General features: G+C 64.4%; 18 protein-coding genes and 1 pseudogene. 8 read left to right on the forward strand and 11 right to left on the reverse strand.

Annotation, left to right across the window (positions count from 1 at the left end):
- Nucleotides 1–13: 13 nt before the first annotated feature.
- A pseudogene (locus tag L6D77_RS25920) lies at nucleotides 14–166 on the forward strand (ABC transporter permease); the annotation flags it as partial.
- A 35-nt stretch (nucleotides 167–201) separates the two neighbouring features.
- Here the strand turns inward: L6D77_RS25920 and dibA are convergent.
- On the reverse strand, nucleotides 202–2,097 hold the full coding sequence (gene dibA / locus L6D77_RS25925; protein ID WP_232885172.1) for a phosphodiesterase DibA: 1,896 nt from the start codon (nucleotides 2,095–2,097) through the stop codon (nucleotides 202–204).
- A 150-nt stretch (nucleotides 2,098–2,247) separates the two neighbouring features.
- On the opposite strand from dibA, the gene desA reads away from it, so the two are divergent.
- Both desA and L6D77_RS25935 read left to right on the forward strand, forming a co-directional pair.
- Nucleotides 2,248–3,432, forward strand: coding sequence for a delta-9 fatty acid desaturase DesA (desA, locus tag L6D77_RS25930; protein ID WP_232885171.1), 1,185 nt, complete (start codon nucleotides 2,248–2,250; stop codon nucleotides 3,430–3,432).
- A gap of 139 nt (nucleotides 3,433–3,571) precedes the next feature.
- Nucleotides 3,572–4,561, forward strand: coding sequence for a GGDEF domain-containing protein (locus tag L6D77_RS25935; RefSeq protein ID WP_232885170.1), 990 nt, complete (start codon nucleotides 3,572–3,574; stop codon nucleotides 4,559–4,561).
- Nucleotides 4,562–4,600: 39 nt separating this feature from the next.
- Here L6D77_RS25935 and L6D77_RS25940 read toward each other — a convergent pair whose 3' ends face one another.
- From L6D77_RS25940 to L6D77_RS25965, 6 genes are all read right to left on the reverse strand, one after another.
- Entirely contained in the window at nucleotides 4,601–5,392 is a 792-nt protein-coding gene (locus tag L6D77_RS25940) for a hypothetical protein (protein WP_232885169.1), read from the reverse strand.
- Between the two features lie 127 nt (nucleotides 5,393–5,519).
- Nucleotides 5,520–6,857, reverse strand: coding sequence for a response regulator (locus tag L6D77_RS25945; RefSeq protein ID WP_232885168.1), 1,338 nt, complete (start codon nucleotides 6,855–6,857; stop codon nucleotides 5,520–5,522).
- A 134-nt stretch (nucleotides 6,858–6,991) separates the two neighbouring features.
- Nucleotides 6,992–8,269: a 4-aminobutyrate--2-oxoglutarate transaminase gene (gene gabT, locus L6D77_RS25950; RefSeq protein WP_232885167.1), complete on the reverse strand. Its 1,278-nt coding sequence runs from the start codon at nucleotides 8,267–8,269 to the stop codon at nucleotides 6,992–6,994.
- 189 nt (nucleotides 8,270–8,458) lie between these two features.
- Nucleotides 8,459–9,901 carry an NADP-dependent succinate-semialdehyde dehydrogenase gene (gabD, locus tag L6D77_RS25955; RefSeq protein WP_153785451.1) on the reverse strand — a complete coding sequence of 481 codons (1,443 nt, stop codon included), beginning with the start codon at nucleotides 9,899–9,901 and terminating at the stop codon, nucleotides 8,459–8,461.
- A 345-nt stretch (nucleotides 9,902–10,246) separates the two neighbouring features.
- Nucleotides 10,247–11,920, reverse strand: coding sequence for an aryl-sulfate sulfotransferase (locus L6D77_RS25960; RefSeq protein ID WP_232885166.1), 1,674 nt, complete (start codon nucleotides 11,918–11,920; stop codon nucleotides 10,247–10,249).
- A 17-nt stretch (nucleotides 11,921–11,937) separates the two neighbouring features.
- Complete coding sequence (locus L6D77_RS25965; protein ID WP_373870644.1) at nucleotides 11,938–14,310, reverse strand: TonB-dependent receptor; 2,373 nt, start codon at nucleotides 14,308–14,310, stop codon at nucleotides 11,938–11,940.
- A gap of 155 nt (nucleotides 14,311–14,465) precedes the next feature.
- Between L6D77_RS25965 and L6D77_RS25970 the strand changes: the two genes are divergently transcribed.
- The gene (locus L6D77_RS25970; protein WP_232885164.1) at nucleotides 14,466–15,380 is read left to right on the forward strand and encodes a LysR family transcriptional regulator; all 915 of its coding nucleotides are present in this window, start codon (nucleotides 14,466–14,468) and stop codon (nucleotides 15,378–15,380) included.
- Here L6D77_RS25970 and L6D77_RS25975 read toward each other — a convergent pair whose 3' ends face one another.
- Both L6D77_RS25975 and L6D77_RS25980 read right to left on the reverse strand, forming a co-directional pair.
- Entirely contained in the window at nucleotides 15,381–15,833 is a 453-nt protein-coding gene (locus L6D77_RS25975; RefSeq protein WP_110992060.1) for a YaiI/YqxD family protein, read from the reverse strand.
- A 125-nt stretch (nucleotides 15,834–15,958) separates the two neighbouring features.
- Nucleotides 15,959–17,887, reverse strand: coding sequence for an FTR1 family protein (locus tag L6D77_RS25980; RefSeq protein ID WP_232885163.1), 1,929 nt, complete (start codon nucleotides 17,885–17,887; stop codon nucleotides 15,959–15,961).
- A gap of 285 nt (nucleotides 17,888–18,172) precedes the next feature.
- On the opposite strand from L6D77_RS25980, the gene L6D77_RS25985 reads away from it, so the two are divergent.
- Genes L6D77_RS25985 through L6D77_RS26000 form a run of 4 tightly spaced genes read left to right on the forward strand, consistent with a single transcriptional unit; the run spans nucleotide 18,173 to nucleotide 21,303 of the window.
- Nucleotides 18,173–19,564 (forward strand): COG3014 family protein, encoded by a 1,392-nt coding sequence (locus L6D77_RS25985; protein WP_232885162.1) that lies wholly within the window; start codon nucleotides 18,173–18,175, stop codon nucleotides 19,562–19,564.
- Between the two features lie 14 nt (nucleotides 19,565–19,578).
- Nucleotides 19,579–19,947, forward strand: coding sequence for a YcfL family putative periplasmic lipoprotein (locus L6D77_RS25990; protein ID WP_232885161.1), 369 nt, complete (start codon nucleotides 19,579–19,581; stop codon nucleotides 19,945–19,947).
- 21 nt (nucleotides 19,948–19,968) lie between these two features.
- Entirely contained in the window at nucleotides 19,969–20,556 is a 588-nt protein-coding gene (gene lpoB / locus L6D77_RS25995) for a penicillin-binding protein activator LpoB (protein WP_232885160.1), read from the forward strand.
- Nucleotides 20,557–20,559: 3 nt separating this feature from the next.
- Entirely contained in the window at nucleotides 20,560–21,303 is a 744-nt protein-coding gene (locus L6D77_RS26000; protein WP_232885159.1) for an error-prone DNA polymerase family protein, read from the forward strand.
- A 125-nt stretch (nucleotides 21,304–21,428) separates the two neighbouring features.
- Here L6D77_RS26000 and L6D77_RS26005 read toward each other — a convergent pair whose 3' ends face one another.
- The gene (locus L6D77_RS26005; RefSeq protein WP_232885158.1) at nucleotides 21,429–21,683 is read right to left on the reverse strand and encodes a DUF3077 domain-containing protein; all 255 of its coding nucleotides are present in this window, start codon (nucleotides 21,681–21,683) and stop codon (nucleotides 21,429–21,431) included.
- The coding region (locus tag L6D77_RS26010) for a hypothetical protein (RefSeq protein WP_236170201.1) at nucleotides 21,680–21,907 on the reverse strand (228 nt) is incomplete at its 5' end. The genes L6D77_RS26010 and L6D77_RS26005, both read right to left, overlap by 4 nt.

Genomic DNA, 21,907 nt, shown 5'->3' on the forward strand with positions numbered 1-21,907 from the left:
TGTATAAGGGACAGGGGCTGGGGGGCGGGGTGATATCGCCTACCGCTATGGCTATCAGCGCTTCGACAGCCAGATCATGCTGACGGTGATCGTCATGCTGGTGGCGCTGGTGGCGGTGATTCAGCTGGGTGGGGACCGGTTGGCCAGGGGCTTGAACAAGCGCTGAGGAAATCGCTCCTACAACCAACTGCACCAACGATGTCAGCCCCAGTGCAGCTCCTGCGCAGGCACAGGCCGCCCGAACCAGTACCCCTGCCCCAGCTGGCACTGCTGCTCCAGCAGGAAGCGCGCCTGCTCGGCCTGCTCGATGCCTTCGGCGTGCACCTGCATGCCCATGCTGCGCGCCAGGGCGATGATCACCCGGACGATGGCGATGTCGTCATCGTCGAAGGGCAGGCCCGCGACGAAGCCCTGGTCGATCTTCAGCTTCTGCACCGGCAGGCGCTTGAGGCGCAGCAAGGAGGAGTAGCCGGTGCCGAAGTCGTCGATGGCCAGGGTCAGGCCCAATTCGCGCAGCCGATGCAGCTGCTCCAGCGCCACTTCCGGGTCTTCCATTACCGCGCTTTCGGTGACTTCCAGCTCCAGCAACGCGGGGTCGAGGCCGGTGTCGTGCAGCACATCGGCCACCTGCCGGTACAACTCGCGCTGGCTGAACAGGCGGCTGGAAATGTTGACCGCGACGAACGCCAGCACCCGACCGTCCTGCTGCCACTGCACCATCTGCCGGCAGGCCTGGCGCAACACCCAGGCGTCGATCTCGGCAATCAGCCCGGTGCGCTCGGCAATCGGAATGAACTCACCTGGCGGTACCAGGCCGCGCTGGGGATGCTGCCAGCGCACCAGCGCTTCGACGCCGATCATCTTTGCGCTGAACAGGTCGTGCACCGGCTGGAAGAACACCCGCAGTTCCTCGTGCTCCAGCGCCCGGCGCAGTTCGCCGGCGGTTTCGACCCGGTGCTGGGCGTGGGCGGTCAGTTCCTCGGTGTACAGCGCGTAACAGGCGCGGCCACTGCTCTTGGCCTTGAACAGCGCCGAGTCGGCGTTGCGCAGCAGCTGTTCGGCACTCAACGCATCGCTGGGGAACAGGCTGATGCCGATGCTGGCACTGATGAACAGGCGGTTGTCGTCAAAGCTGAAGGGCTCACGCAAGCGCTCGATAATGCCTTGCGCCAGCTTGCCGGCCTGGCCGACCTGCTGGCAGTTCTCGGCCAGCACGCCAAATTCGTCGCCACCCAGGCGAGCCAGGGTGACGCCATGGCCCACCACCTCGCGCAGGCGTTCACCCACCAGTTTGAGCAACTGGTCGCCAATGGTGTGGCCGAGGCCGTCGTTGATGCTCTGGAAATGATCGAGGTCGAGCAACAGCAGGGCGCAACCGCGTTTGTTCAGCTGCGCGGCGGCCAGCGCCTGCTCGGCACGGTCGTTGAACAACATCCGGTTGGGCAGCCCGGTCAGCGGGTCGTGGTGGGCAAGGTAGGCCAGCTCCTGCTCAGTGTGCTTGATCGCGCTGATGTCGCTGAACACCGCCACGTAGTGGCTGAGGTCGCCGCTGTCGTCGCGAATGGCGCAGATGGTCTGCCATTGCGGGTAGATCTCGCCGCTCTTGCGGCGGTTCCAGATCTCGCCACTCCACTCGCCCTTGGCGTGGAGCGCGGCGTAGATCTGCTGGTAGAACGGCGCGCCATGGCGGCCAGACTTGAACTTGCTCGGGCGCTGGCCGATGACCTCGTCCTGCTGGTACCCGGTGATGCGCATGAAGGCCCGGTTGACGTGCACGATCAGGCCGTTGCGGTCGGTCACCAGCACGCCTTCGAGGGTGCTGTCGAACACCGCCGCGGCCATGCGCAGGCGCTCGCGGTCTTCACTGCGCAGGCGTGCGCCGATGCCGATGAAGTTCAACAGCCGGGCGCGCGAGACGAAGATCAGCAAGGCACTGAGCAACACCCAGACCACCACGTTGATCTGCCGGCCCACGGTCAGCGCGAGCGGGTCCTCGGACATGCGCTGCAAGACCAGCTCCGACAGCGTCAGCCAGAGGATCGAGAGCAGCAGGTAGAGCCCGGCCATACGCAAGGCGTCGCGAACGGAAACAGACATGTCGGGTCGGTGAGCCCATGGAAAATGAGGGGGCATTATAAAGGCTGAAACACCCTGTGACTTCCTATCAAAAAGGCAGACTGGTTTTATTTGCCCGCCAAGGGATAATGCCAGCGCTGTTCCCCTGTGTTTACGAGGGTTTTACCCGCTATGTGGTACTACGGTTTACTCGATCTGTCGGCCTGGCAACTGGTCGCCGTCACCCTGCTGATGACCCATGTGACCATCGTCAGCGTCACCATTTACCTGCACCGCTACTCCGCGCACCGGGCGCTGGAGCTGAACGCGGGGCTCAAGCATTTCTTCCGCTTCTGGCTGTGGCTCACCACCGCGCAGAACACCCGCGAGTGGACCGCCATCCACCGCAAGCACCACGCCAAGTGCGAAACCCCCGACGACCCGCACAGCCCTGTGCACAAGGGCCTGGGCACCGTGCTGCGCAAGGGCGCCGAACTCTATCGCGAAGAGGCGCGCAACGAGGAAACGCTGCGCATCTATGGCAAGAACTGCCCGGACGACTGGATCGAACGCAACCTCTACACGCGCTACAAGCTCGGCGGCATCGCCCTGATGGCGGTGATCGACCTGCTGCTGTTCGGCACCATCGGCATCACCATCTGGGCCGTGCAGATGATGTGGATTCCGTTCTGGGCCGCTGGCGTGGTCAACGGCCTCGGTCATGCGGTGGGCTACCGCAACTTCGAATGCCGCGACGCCGCCACCAACCTGGTGCCTTGGGGCATCATCATTGGCGGTGAAGAGCTGCACAACAATCACCACACCTACCCCAACTCGGCCAAGCTCTCGGTACGCCGCTGGGAGTTCGACATGGGCTGGATGTGGATCCGCCTGCTGAGCATGCTGCGCCTGGCCAAGGTGCAACGGGTGGCGCCCATCGCCCATCGGGTCGAGGGCAAGGCGTCGCTGGACATGGACACCGCCATGGCCATCCTCAACAACCGGTTCCAGATCATGGCCCAGTACCGCAAGCTGGTGATCGGCCCCTTGGTCAAACAGGAGCTGGACAAGGTCGACGCCTCGGTACGCCACCGCTTCCGCCGTGCCAAACGCCTGCTGTCGCGTGAGACCAGCCTGCTGCAGGACCGTCATCACGTGCGCATCGAGTCGATGCTGGCGCACAGCCAGGCGCTCAAGACCATCTACGAGAAACGCCTGGCGCTGCAGCAGATCTGGGCGCGTACCAGCGCCAACGGCCACGACATGCTCGCCGCCATGAAGGACTGGGTGCACGAGGCCGAGGCCAGCGGCATCCAGTCGCTGCGTGATTTCGCTGCGCAACTCAAGACCTACTCGCTGCGCCCTACAGGCAACTGACTGCCGTTGATCGGCACGCCCCGCAATGGGGCGTGCCGCCCGGAACTTCCCCCCTCGATACCACTCCAACGCGGCACATCGTCCGCGTGGCGGGCCGATTTGTGGCCGCACGCCCCACGTCGAGAACCGTTCCGTGCTCATGGCCAAAGACCTCCCGCCCACGTTCACCGACCCTCCCCGCCCCGAAGCGGCCCAGACCCTGCTCGCCCTGCTGCATGCCCAAGGTGAAGTGGCCCGCCTGAGCGAGCGCGAACAGCTTTATTCGTCGCTGCTCGACAGCGTCAACGCCGTGCTCTGGGCCTTCGACTGGGAAACCCGCCAGGTACTCTACGTCAGCCCCGCCTACGAACGCCTGTTCGGTCGCCCGGCCAGCCTGGTACTGGCCGACTACAACGAATGGCGCGACGCCATCTACCCGGACGACCTCGAATACGCCGAGCGCAGCCTGGCCCAGGTACTGGTCAAGGGCACCGTCGAAGACCGCGAGTACCGCATCCTCAATGGCGCCGGCGAAGTGCGCTGGGTCAGCGACAAGTGCTACATCAACCAACAGCGCGAGGGTGACCAGCGGGTAATCATCGTCGGCATCGCCGAGGACATCACCGAAAAGAAGCAGCTCGAAGGCGAGTTGCAACGTCTGGCCACTACCGACGTACTCACGCAAAGCAGCAACCGCCGGCACTTCTTCGAATGCGCCCAGCAAGCGTTCGACAACGCCCGGGAAGATGGCACGCCACTGGCGTTCCTGCTGTTGGATATCGATGACTTCAAGCTGATCAACGACAGCTACGGCCACCAGGAAGGCGACCAGGTGCTGCAACGCATCGCCGACAGCGGCAAAGCCGTGCTGCGGCGTGGTGACCAGTTTGGGCGGATCGGTGGTGAGGAGTTCGCCGCGGTGTTCCCCGGCTGCACTGCGCAAATGGCCGAGCAGATTGCCGAGCGCCTGCAGCGGGAGATCCAGTGCCTGAGTTTCAGCCATGGGCAGCAGACGTACGGCGTGACCGTTAGCCAGGGGCTGACCGGGTTGACCGATGAGGACGACACGCTCGACAGCCTGTTCGCCAGAGCTGATGCGGCGATGTACCGCGCCAAGCGGCAGGGCAAGAACCAGATCGTAAAAGGCTGACCGGCTTACCCACCCGTAACGTGCAGCAAGTAGCTCATTTCATTTCGTAACAGCTAAGAGCCACTCGTAGTCGATCGGGCCGCTACGTGGCCCGGCCAGCACACCTTCAGGCTCTTTCTCCCGGCCCTCCCGGAGCGCGACATCGAGAATATGCCACTGCTGGTCGGTGATTTCGCCAGCAAGGGCGTCAGCTTCGGCAGCGTATCGCTTGATCAATGCCGCCTTCCTGGAACTTGTCGAATAGTTCATGGGCACCTCTGATATCTGGATAGTGGTTTGTTCGTCAGTCGACGCTACCGGCTTCACAAGGCGCCCGGCAGGATCACGTACGAAACCAAGGGATAAGTACAAAAATTCGACACCCGGATCGGGTTGTTGAACCTCGATCTGCGAGCACCTGAGCATCCGTGCGTATTCAATAACAGCAAACAGCAACAGCGGGGCCACCAGGCCTCTCAATGGATTCTTCGGGCCTGGTTTACCCTCCAGCAGAATGATCTTTATGCAGTGATTGCTTCTGCGGGGGCTGGCGTAGCAGAGGCCGCAGAGCATATGCCCAGACCACAACGAAACGTCGAATCCCTTGAGATCTCGATCAGCCCAGCGTGAAACCTCCTCCCAGGGAAAGTGGTGAGTTTGCTTGCCCCAGGACTGCAAAGCCTCGACCGCCCTGTTTCCAATTGGCTCGAAACGCACCTTTTCAACGTCGAGCTCAGCACCAGACGTGCAGTACCTTTTGGAGAATGCTTCATGGGCGAGTGTTCGAGCCCTGGAACGATAGACCTGATAGCGCAGGCCACACGGTATCTGTACGTGCTCATCTTCAGCCACAACCTTCCTGCCATTCCATTGGTGGGTTGGCAGGAAAACTACGCCTGAAGCACTTCCATGGATACGAACGGACGTCCGCAATACCTGTAGGACCGATCCCAAGCCTGATGCAACACCGCCGCGCGGCTCAGGCCTGGCGCTCTTCGCCGTCCGCGGGCTCGGCATCTGCTGGGGGCGGTACGAGCAAATCAACTTCCGGCTCGCTTTCAGCAGCCTGTGCCGCCAGGCGCTCAGCCTCCTCCCGCGCCACCGCTTCAGGGTCCACCTTGCGCAACCGCGTCAGCTCCGGCAGCCCGAGCTTGAGCAAGCGCGCCGTCTTGCCGCTGGCGACCTTCTCCAGCCCTTCGCTGGGTTTGAGCCGCGCCAGCTGGCCAGCCAGGCTCATGGCCAGGATCTCCCGTGAGTAAACACCGCCGCCCAACTGATACACCGCGGCGATCAGCTCGCGCAGGTTCAGCGGCAAGCGCCAGCGGGTACGCAGCGCCGAGCCGAACGGCGCGCCGAATTCGTTGAGCGACAACTGCACCTGGTCTTCATCCAGTTCGCCGCCCGCCAGGCGCCACTCCTGCAAGGTGCGCAGCACCGCCAGGTCACCCAGGCAATGCAACAGCCCCGCGCAGTAGCAACGGCCTTCGTCCACCTCGAGCATGCGTGCCAGGGTGCGGCCGTACTCGGCGGTGTGCAGGGAAAAGTCCCAGTAGCGGGCAGCGTGCCGCGCCAGCAAGGGGTCGCTCAAGCGCGCACTGCGCTTGAGGGTCAGGCCCAGTATGAGGTTCATGCTCTGGGTGCTGCCGAGCTTGTTCAGCGCCTGCATCAAGGTCTGCACCGGCGCATCGCGGTGCATGGCGGCACTGTTGGCGGCGGCGATCAGCACCCCGGTGATCTGCGGGTCGTTGCGTACCTCCTCCTCGAGCACCTTGAGGTTCAGGCCCTCGGGGTTGAGGGCGCGCTTGATCGCCACCTGCACGTCGGCGAACAGCGGGCCGCCGTCGGCGGTCGCGCGGCGCTGTTCGAGGAAGGCCGACAGCTTGAGCCCCGGTGCCAGCGCCGGGACCGGGCAGGCAATCTGCTCGCCGACGTGCACCAGCAGGTCTTCCAGGCGTTTGCGCAGGTTGTCCAGGTCGAGCGGTTTGCTCAGGTAGGCGGTGGGGTGTAGCGGCAACGCTTCGCGCACGCTGGCGGTGTCGGTGCGGTTGCTCATGAGGATGAACGGCATGCCGGGCTGTTCGGCCTGCCTGCGCACCTTGCGCAGCAGGTCGAGGCCATCGAGCCCGGCGAGTTCGCGGGCTGCGATGATCAGGTCGGGCTTGGTTGCCAGTGCGCTCAGCGCCTGGGGGCCATCGGCACAGACGTGCAGGCGTGCGTCGCAACGCACGCTGAGCAGCATTTCGCTGAGCATGTCACGCACCCAAGGGTCGCCCTCGGCAATCAAGACACAAGGGGGGATGGGGTCGGCGGCGCTCATGAACGAGTCTCCTGGTAATGGCGCGCGATCCTTCGCAGCTTCCACGGAATCCTCGTACAACCTTAGCGCCAGATGCCGACAAACGGCATAAAAAAAACCCGCCTAGGCGGGTTTTTTCGTCAAGCGTGTCACATTCAGGCAAGTTCAGCGAAGCACTCTTCGATGATCGCCAGGCCTTTGTCCAGCAGTGCGTCTTCGGCGGTCAGCGGCACCAGAATGCGCAGGACGTTGCCATAAGTGCCGCAGGACAGCAGGATCAGGCCCTTTTCACGCGCCTTGGCGACAACCTGGCCAACGGCGGCAGCGTTCGGGGTGTGGGTACCCTTCTCGAACACTTCCACAGCGATCATCGAGCCCAGACCACGGACGTCGCCGATGATCGGGTACTTCTTCTGGATTTCACGCAGGCCAGCGGTCAGGCGCTCGCCGACAGCCTTGCTGCGGTCCAGCAGTTTCTCTTCTTCGAACACTTCGATCACGGCCAGGGCCGCGGCGCAGGCAATTGGGGAACCTGCGTAGGTGCCGCCCAGGCCGCCCGGGGCGATGGCGTCCATGTACTCGGCCTTGCCGCACACACCGGCCAGCGGGAAGCCGCCAGCGATGGACTTGGCGAAGGTGGTCAGGTCAGGCGCGACGCCCATCTGCTCCATGGCGAAGAAGGTGCCGGTACGGCCAGCGCCGGTCTGCACTTCGTCAGCGATCAGCAGGATGCCGTGCTGGTCGCACAGGGCGCGCAGGCGCTTCATCAGCTCTTTCGGCGCTGGCAGGAAGCCGCCTTCGCCTTGTACCGGCTCGAGGATGATCGCGGCAATGTCGCGCGGCTCGGCGTCGTTCTTGAAGATGCGCTCGACCGAAGCGATGGCGTCGTCAACGCTCACGCCGTGCAGCTCGCTCGGGAACAGGGCACGGAACACGCCGCCTGGCATCAGGCCCATGCCAGCGGAGTACGGCACGACCTTGCCGGTCAGGCCCAGGGTCATCATGGTACGGCCGTGGTAACCGCCGGTGAAGGCGATCACGCCAGCGCGGCCGGTGGCGGCACGGGCGATCTTGACGGCGTTCTCGACGGCTTCGGAGCCGGTGGTGACCAGCAGGGTCTTCTTGTCGAAGTCACCTGGGACCAGCTTGTTGATCTTCTCGCACAGCTCGACGTAGGGCTCGTAGGCCAGCACCTGGAAGCAGGTGTGGCTGACCTTGGTCAGCTGCTCTTGCACGGCCGCGACCACTTTCGGGTGCAGGTGGCCGGTGTTCAGTACTGCGATGCCGCCGGCGAAGTCGATCAGTTCGCGGCCTTCAACGTCGATCACCGTCGAGTTCTTCGCGGTATCGACGAAGATCGGGTGAATCTGGCCAACGCCACGTGGGACGGCGGCGACACGGCGTTGCATCAAGGATTCGTTGGTCTTGCTCATAATGCCCTCATTCGCGCCGACTCTGACGGCGCTGTTATTCGGGGGTGGCTGGGTGTGTTCACGTTCAGTATTCGTTGATCGACTGTCGTGAACGCCCTGGCCACCAGGTACCGCGGTGTCAAAAAGACCAGCGAGGCGTCGCTCTCGCGCCCCGCTGGCAGAGGTAAATACTGCTCTGTCAGTCAGCGATCAGACGCTGATGCACAGGTATTTGATTTCGAGGTAGTCCTCGATACCGTACTTGGAACCTTCGCGGCCCAGGCCCGAGGCCTTGATACCGCCGAACGGCGCGACTTCGTTGGAGATCAGGCCGGTGTTGATACCGACCATGCCGTATTCCAGGGCCTCGGCAACACGGAACACACGGCTCATGTCGCGGGCGTAGAAGTACGAGGCCAGGCCGAACTCGGTGTCGTTGGACATGGCGATGACTTCGGCCTCGTCCTTGAAGCGGAACAGCGGCGCCAGCGGGCCGAAGGTCTCTTCTTTAGCGACTGCGGCAGTCTTCGGCACGTCGACCAGGATGGTCGGCTCGAAGAAGTTGCCTTCGATCAGCTTGCCGCCGGACAGCACCTTGGCGCCTTTGGAGACGGCGTCTTCGATGTGCTCCTGGACCTTGGCAACAGCCTTGCCGTCGATCAGCGGGCCGGTGGTGGTGCCTTCTTCCAGGCCGTTACCGATTTTCAGCTTGGCCACTGCGGCCTTGAGCTTCTCGGCGAACGCCTCGTAGACGCCGTCCTGCACGTAGATACGGTTGGCGCAGACGCAGGTCTGGCCGTTGTTGCGGTACTTGGAGATGATCGCGCCCTCGACCGCCTTGTCCAGGTCGGCGTCGTCGAACACGATGAACGGCGCGTTGCCGCCCAGCTCCAGGGAAACCTTCTTGATGTCCTTGGCGCATTCTTCCATCAGCTGGCGACCGATTTCGGTCGAGCCGGTGAAGGACAGCTTGCGTACCAGGGAGTTGCCGGTCAGCTCGGAACCGACTTCGCCGGCGCTGCCGGTGATCACGCTGAGCACGCCAGCCGGGATGCCGGCGCGGGTGGCCAGCTCGACCAGGGCCAGGGCGGAGTACGGGGTCTGCGAAGCAGGCTTGAGCACCATGGTGCAACCGGCGGCCAGGGCCGGGCCGGCTTTACGGGTGATCATCGCGGCCGGGAAGTTCCACGGGGTGATGGCGGCGGTGACGCCGATCGGCTGCTTGATGACGATCAGGCGCTTGTCGGGCTGGTGGCCTGGGATGACATCGCCGTAGACACGCTTGGCTTCTTCGGCGAACCACTCGATGAACGAAGCGGCATAGGCGATTTCGCCCTTGGCTTCGGCCAGCGGCTTGCCCTGCTCGGTGGTCATCAGGCGGGCCAGGTCGTCCTGGTGCTCGATCATCAGTTCGAACCAGCGGCGCAGCTTGCCGGCACGCTCTTTGGCGGTCAGTGCACGCCAGGCCGGCAGCGCCTTGTCGGCGGCCTCGATGGCGCGGCGGGTTTCAGCGGCGCCCATCTTCGGCACGGTACCGATGACTTCACCGGTGGCCGGGTTGGTCACCTTGATGGTCTGACCGCTGTCCGCATCCAGCCATTCACCGTTGATGAAGGCTTGCTGGCGGAACAACTGAGCGTCTTTGAGCTGCATGTCGGCTTCCCTTAACTGCGCTGCGGCACGGCGCGGCGCGAATTATTGATTGTTGAAAAGGCGCCCCCATGGGGGGGCGGCCGTCAGGAATTCGTGTACCCGGGTGTTCGACGCCTGGGCGCTGAGCGTTTGAAATCTCAAACGGAATGCTAAGCGGGGGCTGGGGTGTTGGACAATAGGCTGTTCGAAAAAAAGAACGAATGGTTGAACACCCCGTCTGATTTCCAGAACTGCGCCAAAGCAAACGGCCTCATCGCGGGCAAGCCCGCTCCCACAAGGACCACGCGGTTCCTGTGGGAGCGGGCTTGCCCGCGATGAGGCCGTCAAAGGCTAGTAGAAGACGGGTCAGAATGCCTTGTCGAGATCGATCACCAACGCCCGATACCCCACACTCCCCGGCTGCCGGCTGTGCACTTTCAGCTCCACCGCCACCTCCTGTGTGCCCCGGCGCACTTCATTGAGCACCGTGGTGGTGAGCTTCTCGGGAGTCAGGAAATTCACCGACGCGGAATAGATGAACTGGGTGTCGGTGTCCGCCCGGTAGGCCACCACCGAAGTGATCGGGCTGTACCACTCATCCCCCCGCTCCTTGCCGTACTGCCACACCTGCTCCACCGTGCCCTTGGCCTCGTCGACCTTGTACTCCACCGCCCGGCTGTAGTTGCCGCTGAGCTTGGTCGAGGCAAAATCCCGGCCCCAGCCATTGTCGAACACGGTCAGCGTGCCATAGCCGGTCAGCCAGGCGGTGTGCTGGGTCCACGACCATTCGAAGCCCTCGCCCACCGGCTTGAGCACCTTGTCCTGCAAATGCGCCGGCCAGCCCTGGGGCGAGGCGAGGATCCACTTCACCTGCTTGTCGCGGCCGATCTTCACCACACCCTGATGCCGTGCTGAAACGATGATGCTGTCGTCATCGGCGTCGTAGTCGATGGCGTTGACGTGGGCCCAGTTGCGCCCGGTGCCCACCCCCGGCGTGTCACCGAACGGCAGGTCGCCCTCGGCCAGCTCGTTGGCCAGGCGCTCGTCCTGTTTGTGTACGCCATCCGGCAGCTGGATCGCTGCCTTGCCCAGGGTTTCCAGCAGGTCGCCGCGGTACGGGTCGAGGATCTGGTTGAGGTCCCAGAAGTCCAGCACGTCACCGGCCTCGCTGACTTCGATGATGTGGTCGCGGATCGAGCGCACGCGCTTGCCGTCCGGGCGCCGGTAGTCGCTGGTGCCCACCCGCAGCAGGTAGCTGCCGTTGGGTGTCTCGCGGATCTCGTGGGAAAAGTCGGCGAACTTGTCTGGCAAATTGCGCTGCCAGATGCGCCGGCCGAGCAGGTCGTACTTGGAGTAGGTCTGGCCCTGGCCCCAGATCAGCTTGCCGTCGCGGGTCTGGTGGAAGCCCATGGTGCCGCCCAGGCCATCGCGGTGGTTGGAGTCGTGAATCTGCTCGATGTCCAGGTACCAGCGCACATCGCCGTTGCTGTCGGCGATCCAGTTGTTGCCCACCGAGTCCCACTCGGCGGCGCCGCCCAGGCCATTCCATTTGAAGGCACGCCCGCCGGGGATGTCCGCCAGCAGGTGGTTGAACAGGTACAGGCGCTGCTCGAAACCGGGCGCGACCGTGACCGGCTCCACCTCGGGCAGCGCTGCCGTCTGCTTCGCCACCACCGGCAGGCGCACCGCCGGGGCGTAGATTTCATAGCGTTCGCGGATGCGCTCGCCGTCGAGCTTGTAGCTCACCTCCACCTGGTTGACGTGGTCGGGGTACAGGCCGAACACCGGGATGCCGCCGTAAGTCCACAGCGAGCGGTCGGAGACGTCGTAGCTGATCGCCACACCGCGCTCGCCACGCCCCAGCACCCGCACATGGGCGGCACTCAGGCTGCGGCCTCCGTCGCGCACGATGGCGGTCAGCGGCGCCAGGCGGTACGGGTTGACCACCACGTCGCCCAGCAGGGTTTGATCACGGTCGGGCACCCGTGCGGTGACGCAGGCGCCTTCGGGCAGGTCGTGCGGTTGGGTCTTGGCATTCATGGCAAAGCTCCTTGTGCTCAGAAGTCGTAACGGGCGGTGGCGCCCACGGTGCGCGGGGTGCCCAGCACGCCGGCATAGCCGCCGTTGGCCGAGTTCCACAGGCTGGTGAAGTAGGTCTTGTCGCCGGCGTTCTTCACCCACAGCGACAGGTCGAGCACGCCGTCGCCCTGGTCCAGGCGCACGCCGGTGGACAGGTTGACGATGCCGTAGCTGGGGATCTGCCCGTAGTCGGAGTCGTCGATGGTGCCCACTGCCTTGGAGCGGAAGGCGTAGCTGGCGGTGACGTAGGGCTCGATCCGCTCGCTCAGCTGCCACTTGTACTGGCCGTTGAGGTTGGCGATGTACTTGGAGGCGCCGACCACCTGGTGGCCGGACAGGTCGCAGGTAGCGGTGGCGCTGGCCAGGCTCACTTCCGGCGGGCACGGGGCATCGTCGTACTGGGTGTAGCGCACGTCGTTCCACGAGCCATTGAAGTTGACGGTGAGGCCGCGCACCGGCAGGGCCGTGGCTTCGAACTCCAGGCCACGGGAGCGCACGTTGCCGGCGTTGGCCAGGTACTGCACGCGGTTGACCTGGTCGTAGACGTTGGCCTGGTAGCCGTGCACCTCGGTCCAGAACAGGTTGCTGTTGAGCTGCAGGCGGCCGTCCAGCAGGGTGCTCTTGACCCCCAGTTCGGCGTTGTTGGCGCGCTCGGTGCCCACCAGCAGCGAATCGGTGCCCAGCCGTGGCGCCGCGCCGACGGTGAGGTTGACCCCGCCGGACTTCTCGCCGTGGGACAGGCTGGCATAGCCCAGTACCTGATCATTGAAGCGATAGCTCAGGCTGAGCAGCCCGGAAGGGGCAAAGCTGTACTGGTTGAGATCACCCGAATCATAGGCCCCCACCCTGCCCTGGCGCGCCGTGGCCGCGGCACCGGTGACGGCCGCGCCACCGAACGGTGCATCGCGAGTCACCCAGGCGCTCTTCTCTTCATAGGTGCCGCGCACCCCGGCGGTGAAGTCCAGGCGCTCGGTGAGGTGCCAGGTGCCCTGGGCGAACAGGGCATAGCTGTCGGTGTCGATATGGCCGTTGCCGATAGTGGTGACATTGGCCAGGGCGCCGGCCGGGGTCAGGTTCCAGATATCCGCCTGCGGGCCGTTGTAGGTGAACGACTTGTTGTCCAGGTCCTGCTTGAAGTAGTAGGCGCCCAGTACGTAGTCGAAGAAGCCGCCCGTTGGCGAAGCCAGGCGGATTTCCTGCGAGTACTGCTTGTCACGCACCGACACTCCGGCGTTGTAGAACACCGGCACGTTCAGGCCGTCATCGTTGCGCGGGGTGAAATCCCACCAGCGGTAGGCCGTAATCGAGGTCAGGGTGAAGTCGTTGGGCAAGGTCCAGTTGGCCTCCACCGAGGTGCCGCCCTGGAATACCTTGACCATCTGGTCCGAGTCGAAATTGACCTTGCGGTCCTTGCCCGAAACCAGCGTGGCGCCGGCCTGGCGGGCCAGGCTTTCGTAGCGGTTTACCCCGTTGATGGTCGGCCCAGTGCTGTACAGGCTGAGCACGCCGTTGTCGGAGTCCTCTTCGTTGTACTCGCCGATCCAGCGCAGGTTGAAGGTTTCGCTGGGCTTGAACAGCAGCTGGGTACGGAAGCCCTGGCGCTTGCCGCCGTTGAGGTCGTGGCCGTTGTAGATGTTCTTCACATAACCGTCGTCCTCGGTGTGGTAGGCGCTGATACGCCCGGCGAGGGTGTCGGTGAGCGGCCCGGAGAAGCTGCCCTGGGTCTGCCAGTAGCCGTCCTCGCCCAGTGATGACTGCACGCTGCCCTCCTGGTGGAAGGTCGGCTTGCGGGTGGTGATGTTCAGCACCCCGGCGGTGGTGTTCTTGCCGAACAGCGTGCCCTGCGGGCCACGCAATACTTCGAGCTGCTCCACATCGAGCAGGTCGAACACCGCCATGCCCGGGCGGCCCAGGTAGACGTTGTCCAGGTACACACCGACGCTGCCTTCCAGGCCATCGCTGGCCGGGTTGTTGCCCAGGCCGCGAATGGAGATGCTCGACTGGCGCGCATGCACATAGGACACGTTGGTACTCGGCACCAGCTGCTGGATGTCCTGCACCCGGTAGATACGCTGGGTTTCCAGGGTTTCGCTGCTCAGCACGCTGATCGGCGTGGGCACGCTCTGCGCGCTCTCTTCGCGGCGGCGGGCATTGACGGTCACGGTGCCAAGCTTGGCGTCCTGCTTGGCGACGGGGGTGGCGTTGACAGGCTCTTCGGCAAAGCTGTTGCCGGCAGCGGCCAGCAGCAGGCCGGCGGCCAGGGGTTGCAGGGCAAACAGCGATGCGCGTACAGGCCATGGGGAAAGTCGGGACATGCAAATGCTCCTGAAGGCATGGGCCCTGGCGAGCATTTCCGTTGGCGGAACCGAATCGCAGTCAGAGGGGCTTTATTCTTTTAGGTGATATAAATATTTGTAATTCATATTTTGTGGAATAAGTGACTCCCTTTATAAGGTTCACAACCCTTCCCAGCAATTGCATTCCACCGAAAGTTTCCATGTAGAAAATGCATATCGACCTGCGCCAGCTCCGCCACTACATCGCCCTTGTCGAGCACCGCAGCTTCGTCGCCGCGGCAGCCGCGGTGAACCTCTCGCAATCGGCCTTCAGCCGCAGCATCCAGACGCTCGAGCACAACGTCGGCTGCCGCCTGGTCGACCGCGCCAGCAAGGAGCTGGCGCCGACCCGCCAGGGCCTGCTGGTGCTGGAGCACTCACGGCGGCTGGTGCACGGCGCGCACAACCTGGTCAACGAGATCAATCAGTTCAATGGCGCCACCACGGGCGTGGTGCGCTTCGGCTCGGGGCCTGCGCCGGCGGGCGGGCTGGTGCCCCGGGCGGTGGCACGCTTCGTCGCCGAATACCCGGCGGCGCGCACCTGCTTCCAGGTGGACAACTGGCAGGCGTTGAACCGCCGCTTGATGGCCGAAGAGATCGAATTCTTTGTCGCCGACACCCGCCAGTTCGAAGCCGACCCGGATTACCAGGTGCACAAGCTGACGCCGCAGCGCTGGCATTTCTGCTGCCGCGCCGGGCACCCGCTGACCGAGCAGGCCGAAGTGCGGGCGCGGGACCTGTTCGATTACCCGCTGGCGACGACGTTTCGCCCACCCAACATCCGCAAGATCCTCAGCGACCTCAGCGGCCGGCAGGACTTTTTACCCAGCGTGGAATGCGAGCATGGCTACGCGCTGCTCAACGTGGTGCAGCACTCGAACACCATCGGTATCGCCTGCAGCGCCAACCTGCTGCCGTACCAGCGCGAGGGGGGGCTGGTGGCGCTGAAGCTTTCGGACCTGGCGCCCGAGCAGGAAGAGGCGTGCTACACCCGCTATGGGGTGGTCAGCCGGGTGGGGTATGGCTTGTCACAACTGGCGCAGGGGCTGGTCAGGCAGCTGATTGCCTGCGACAGCGCCCTGTGATCAACGCTTGGCCAGGCGGCCGAGAATGCGGTCCAGCGCATTGGCAAACGCCTGCTTTTCCCGCTCGCCATACGGCGCCTGGCCACCGCCCACCTGGCCCTGCTCGCGCAGCTCGGTGAACAGGTTGCGCACCGCCAGCCGGTCGCCCATGTTGCGCTCGTCGAACTCGCGCCCGCGCGGGTCCAGCGCCGCCACGCCCTTCTTGATCAGGCGGTCGGCCAGCGGCACGTCGCTGCAGATCACCAGCTCGCCCGGCACGGCATTGTCCACCAGGTAATCGTCGGCTGCGTCCATGCCGCTGGGTACCACGATCAGCCGCACGCAGGCGAAGGCCGGCTTGATCTGCGGCTGGCCGGCCACCATCACCACCTCCAGCTTGCGCTTGAGGGCGAACTTGACGATCAGGTCCTTGGCCGCCTTGGGGCAGGCGTCGGCATCGATCCATATACGCATTGCTGTTGTTCCTCGAAAAACCGGGAGGGCTGCGCCCTCCTTTCGCGGCACAAGGCCGCTCCTACAAGGACCGCAGTATGCCTGTAGGAGCGGCCTTGCGTCGCGATGGGCTGCGCAGCGGCCCCTCAGCCAGCCGTCGCCCTGCGCTTCTCGGCCAACCGGCTACGCCCGTACAGGCACACGATCGCCAGCAACGCCAGCGCCTGCGCGCCCAGCGAGTAGGCATCGGCATGAATGCCCAGCCAGTCGAACTCGAAGAACGCCACCGGCCGCGTACCCAGCACACCGGCTTCCTGCAGCGCCTTGACGCCATGCCCGGCGAACACCACCGACAGCGCGCACAGCAAGGCCGCGTTGATGCTGAAGAACAGCGCCAGCGGCAATTTCGCCGAGCCGCGCAGGATCACCCAGGCCAGGCCCACCAGCAGCACCAGCGCCGTGGCGCCGCCCGCCAGCACTGCCTGGTGCCCGGCCGGGCCGGCCTGCAGCCACAGGGTTTCGTAGAACAGGATCACTTCGAACAGCTCGCGGTACACCGAGAAGAACGCCAGCAGGGCAAAACCGAAGCGCCCGCCGCCACTGACCAGGCTGCTCTTGATGTAGTTCTGCCAGGCGGCGGCATGGCGGCGGTCGTGCATCCACACACCTAGCCACAGCACCATCACCGAGGCGAACAGCGCCGTGCAGCCTTCGAGCAGCTCGCGCTGGGCGCCGCCCACGTTGATCACATAGGCCGCCAGGGCCCAGGTGGCGAAGCCGGCAACCAGCGCCAGGCCCCAGCCGATATTGACGCTGCGCACCGCCGACTGCTGGCCGGTGTTACGCAGGAAGGCGAGGATTGCCGCCAGCACCAGGATTGCTTCCAGGCCCTCGCGCAGCAGGATCAGCAGGCCGGAGATGTAGCTCAGCGACCAGCTCAGGCCATCGCTGCCCAGCAGTTTGGCGGCTTGCTTGAGTTTGCTCTTGGCGGTGTCCAGGCGTTGTTCGGCCTGGGCCAGCGGCAGGCCGTCCTGCAGCGACTGACGGTAGGCCATCAGCGACTTCTCGGTGTCCTTGCGCACCTGGGCGTCGATGTTGTCCAGGGAGCTTTCGACCAGTTCGAAGCCTTCCAGGTAGGCCGCCACCGACAGGTCGTAGGCCTGGTCGTGGTCGCCGGCGCGGTAGGCCGCCAGGCTCTTGTCCAGGGTGCTGGCGGTGTAGTCGAGCAACTGCGCCGGGCCGCGCTTGGCCTGCGGCGGCTTGGCACGCTGGGCACGGAAGGCGGCTACGGCATCGGGCCCCTCGTTGGCGGCCACTTCGGCGGGCGTCTGGCGGGCCAGGTCGGCAATGTTCCAGGTCTTGTCACCCACGACCGCCTGCGGGTCGGCGCTGAAGCTGGCGATATAAGCCGCTACGTCCCAGCGCTGGCGCTCGTCGAGCTGGTCGGCGAACGACGGCATCTCGGTGCCTTCGATCCCCAGCCCGAGGGTGTTGTACAGGTCGTACAGGCTCAGCTGGTCCAGCCGCGCAACGTTGCGCAGGTTGGCCGGTGGCGGCTCGAGGCCCAGGCCGGCCGGGCCGTCACCCAAGCCGGTGTCACCGTGGCAGATCGAGCAGTTCTGCACATAAAGCGCCGCACCGCGGGCCGGGTCGGGGGTAATGATCGGCGCCTGGCTGACCTCGTAGGCCACCGCCAGGCGGGCACCCAACTGGCGGGCCTGCCGGGCGACACCCGCACCCTCCTGGCGCTGGTCGATGGCCTGGCGCAGGCCCTGTACACCCTGTTCCAGCGCAGCGCGCTCGGGGTTGGCCGGCAGGCCCTTGACCAACTCGGCCAGGACCCCACTGAACTCCTGCTGCTCAAGGTATTCGCCGGTGTCCACCACCTTGCCGTCACGCACCGTCGGCGGGTAGTCGGCGCCAATGTAGTCCAGCAGATGCAGGGCCTTGGTTGCATCGGCGGGGGCCTCTGCCTGCGCCAGGGCGCTGCACAGCAGCATCGGAGCGAGCAGCAAGGCAAGCAGGCGGGAACGGGAATTCATGGCCAGTCTCAATGTAAATACGAAAGTGAACATTGTTCACTTCCACTCTGCGTCCCTCAAGGTTCGGGGGCAGATTTCATGAAAAATCTTGCGACAAATTGGCGATGGACGGCCCGTGAGCATGATTTTCCGACTGATGGCAATGGCCCGCAGAACACATCAATTCGCCATCACTAAGCCATTACTTTCGGTATAATCCCGCGCCGCCGTAATAGCCATTCGCAATCAAAGCGCCTCCAACGAGAGGTTCTGGCAATGACCAGAGGGCCCGCCGCCCCGCCCCCGTGGCCTCAACTGATTCAGGGAAGAAGAAGTCCGATGGTATCCCGCGCTCTAACCCTGGCGACCCTCGTCGCCGCTGTACAACTGACCGGTTGCTCGGTGTTCCGCAGCTACGACAGTGAACTGCAAGCCACCAATCAGCAGCTGGCCGCCGGCAATGTCGACGCCGCCCTGGCACTGCTGGAAGGCAACAACAAAGGTGAACAAAAGGACCTGCTCTACTACTTCGAAAAAGGCGAACTGCTGCGCTCCAAGGGCGATCTGCAGGGCAGCCAGGCCGCCTGGCGCTCCGCCGACAGCGTGGTGGTGCAGTGGGAAGAGTCGGTCAAGCTCGACACCGACAAGTACCTGAGCCAGTTCGGCAGCTACCTGGTCAACGACAAGGTCCGCCGCTACGAAGGCTACGACTACGAAAAAGTCATGCTGACCACGCAGATGGCCCTCAACCTGCTGGCACAAAACGACTTCGATGGCGCGCGCACCGAGATCAAGAAGACCCACGAGCGTGAAGCGGTAATCGCCGAACTGCGCGACAAGGAGTACCTCAAGCGCGAGGAAGAAGCCGACAAGGAAGGCATCAAGACCGAGTACAAGGATCTGCAGGGCTACCCGGTCGCCAGCCTCGACGCACCTGAAGTGGTCAACCTGAAGAACAGCTACCAGAGCGCCTTCAGCCACTACCTGTCCGGTTATGTCTATGAAGCCCTGGGCGAAAAAGGCCTGGCCGCGCCGGGCTACCGCAAGGCCGCCGAACTGCGCCCGAACACCCCGCTGCTGGACCAGGCCCTGCTGGAGCTGGACAGCAACAGCGCCAAGGCCGGCGAGAGCGATGTGCTGATCGTGGTGCAGACCGGCCTGGCCCCCGCCCGCGATTCGATTCGCATCCCCCTGCCGCTGCCGATCGAGAACAACCTGGTGATCACCCCGCTGTCGTTCCCGGTGATGAAGGAAGACACCTCCACCGCTCACCTCAGCGAAATCCAGCTCAACGACAAAGCCCTGGCCCTGACCGCGCTCAACAGCACCAGCGCCATGTCGCGCCGCGCCCTGCGTGACGACATGCCCGGCATCATCCTGCGCACCAGTGTGCGCGCCATCAGCCGCGGTGTGGCCCAGAAGAACCTGAACAAGGCCAACCCGATGGCCGGCCTGGTGGTGGGCATTGCCGGGACCGTGCTCGAAGGCGCCGACACCCGCACCTGGCGCACCCTGCCCAACGAGACCCAGGTGGCACGCGTGCGCCTCAAGCAAGGCGAACACCAGCTGGGCCTGCCGTCGAGCCTTGGCGGCACCCAGGTGAAGGTCAAGGTCGACCGCCCGTATCAGGTGGTGAGCCTGCGCGTGGTCGGCAACCGCGTATTCGCTGGCGGCCCCGCTGTCGAAGTTGCCCCGCAGGCCCCGGCACAAGCCGTCGCCAGCCTCAAGTGAAACAAGGATCGAACATGCGCAGAACATGCCTCGCCCTGGCCGCCGTCGCCCTGCTCGCCGGCTGCGCCACCCCGCCCCCTGCCCCAGGCAGCGCCGCCAGCAAGGTGGTGACCATGGGCCAGCTGGACGACATCGAAATCGGCCAGATGCGCGTCGCCCGCGAAAACGGCTTCCTCACTGTCAACGTGGCGCTGAACAACACCAGCCGCAGCAACCAGACCCTGTTCTACCGCTTCGCCTGGCTGGACAACAGCGGCTTCCCGGTAGCCGACGAAGAAGGCTGGAAGGCCCTGCCGCTGTACGGCAAGCAGGCCAAGTTCCTGCCCGCCATCGCACCGACCAGCAAGGCCACCGACTTCCGCCTCGAAGTCCACACCCGGTAAACCCTTTCAGGAGCATTTGACATGTTTGCACGCCTTTCCCTCGCCGCCCTCGCCATCGCCCTGGTCAGCGGCTGCAGCACCCCTTCGCCGGTTCTCGGCGGCAAGAACATCAGCTATGGCGACAACAAGGCCGTGGAGCTGGTTACCAACGAGTTCGGCTCCACCGACCTGCAGATGATCGCCGAGAGCATGACCCGTTCCCTGGCCCAGTCCGGCGTGCTGCACGGCCGCCCGGTGGTGCAGGTGTACGACGTGAAGAACAAGACCAGCGAGTACATCGATACCCGCGAGATCACCACCTCGATCAAGACCCAGCTGATGAAGTCCGGCACTGCCCGCTTCGCCAGCGACAACACCGAGATGCAAAGCCAGGTCGACCAGCTCAAGCTGCAGAACCAGAGCGGCCTGTACAAGAAGAACACGGTGGCCAAGACCGGCAACATGATCGCCGCCAAGTACCGCCTGGAAGGCTCGATCAGCTCCATCGTCAAGCGCAGCAGCGACTACAAGGACGTGTTCTACAAGTTCAGCCTGCAACTGATCGACGTGGAAAGCGGCCTGGCCGAGTGGATGGACGAAAAAGAAATCCGCAAGACCACGGAGCGCTGACCGATGCGTGCATGGATGGCAATCATCGGCCTGGCCTGCGCCTTCGGCGCGCAGGCGGCCCCCAAGGTGGCGGTGACCGACCTGGCCTATGAGGAGCGGGTGCAGGAGTACATCCACACCGTCAACGCCCAGAGCAGTGCCCAGGCCGGCATGTACCACGCCAGTGGCCAGTCGAGCTACAGCGAGTACGAGAGCCTCAACAGCTACATCGAGCAGACCGAGCTGCGCAAGTTCGGCGGTGATATCAAGGGCGAGATCCTCAAGACCGGCATGTTCCAGCTGGTCCAGGGCACCCCTTACACGGCCAGCGCCAAGGAGGACGTGTTCGATGTGATCCGCCGTATCAAGAACGGCGCGTTCAAGGGCGCCGACTACGTGCTGTTCGGTACCCTGTCGGACATCGACTTCCAGCAGGACATCAATGCGCTCGACCACACCGATAGCTATTCCGCGGTGCTGGGCCTGAGCGTGGTGGCCGACTTCAGCCTGATCAACACCCGCACGTTCGAAATCACCTCGGCGTTTACCGCCATGGGTGAGGGGCAGGACACCAAATTGGTGAATGGCCGCGACCGCCGCGTGACGCTGAACCGCCCACGGGTGGTACGCGATGTGTCGAAGGCGCTGGGCGAAGATGTGGCGCAGCAGTTGGCCGATCAGCTGGGCGGTGCCGGGCCAGGGCAGCCGCGACCGCCACGGGTGCGGGACAACCTGCCGCCGGATGAGCCGGCGCGGGTGTTGAACTGACGCTTCCTGGGGCTGCTTTGCAGCCCTATCGCCGGCAAGCCGGCTCCCACAGAGATCAACGTAGCCCTTTGTGGGAGCTGGCTTGCCAGCGAAAGGGTCGCACAGCGACCCCATGCTGTTTCAGCTTAACGATCCACCCTGTTCACCCCCCGCTCCACATCGTTGATCAACGCCTTGGCCATATCGCTCAAGATACGGGCCGCACTCCCCGCCAGCAGGTCCCCTTCCATTTCCGCCTCGGTGGACAGGTGGCGGATACAGCCGAGCAACACCGAAATCTCATCCAGCACTCGCGGCAGCGGAATGCCCGACTGCACACGGAACATTTCCAGGCAGGTTTCGCTGCCCTGGGTGGTGCAGGTTTTCAGGTCGTCGCTCATGGGCGTGGCTCCTGGGGGCCGTCGTTACGGGCCATCGTCTGTTCGATCAGGGCAGGCGCCATATCGGCGGCGTAGGCGGCGTTGCTGAGCATGTGCAGGCCCAGGTCGCCGGCGTGCAGCCGGCAGTGTTCGTCGAGGGTTTCGCTGACGCCGCGCAGCAGCTGGCTGGCGTGGGCCAGGGCGTCGGGGGTGGGGAGGTCGGTTTGGAGGGTGAAATAGGGGAG

The organism is Pseudomonas parasichuanensis, from assembly GCF_021601385.1.
Lineage (GTDB): Bacteria > Pseudomonadota > Gammaproteobacteria > Pseudomonadales > Pseudomonadaceae > Aquipseudomonas > Aquipseudomonas parasichuanensis.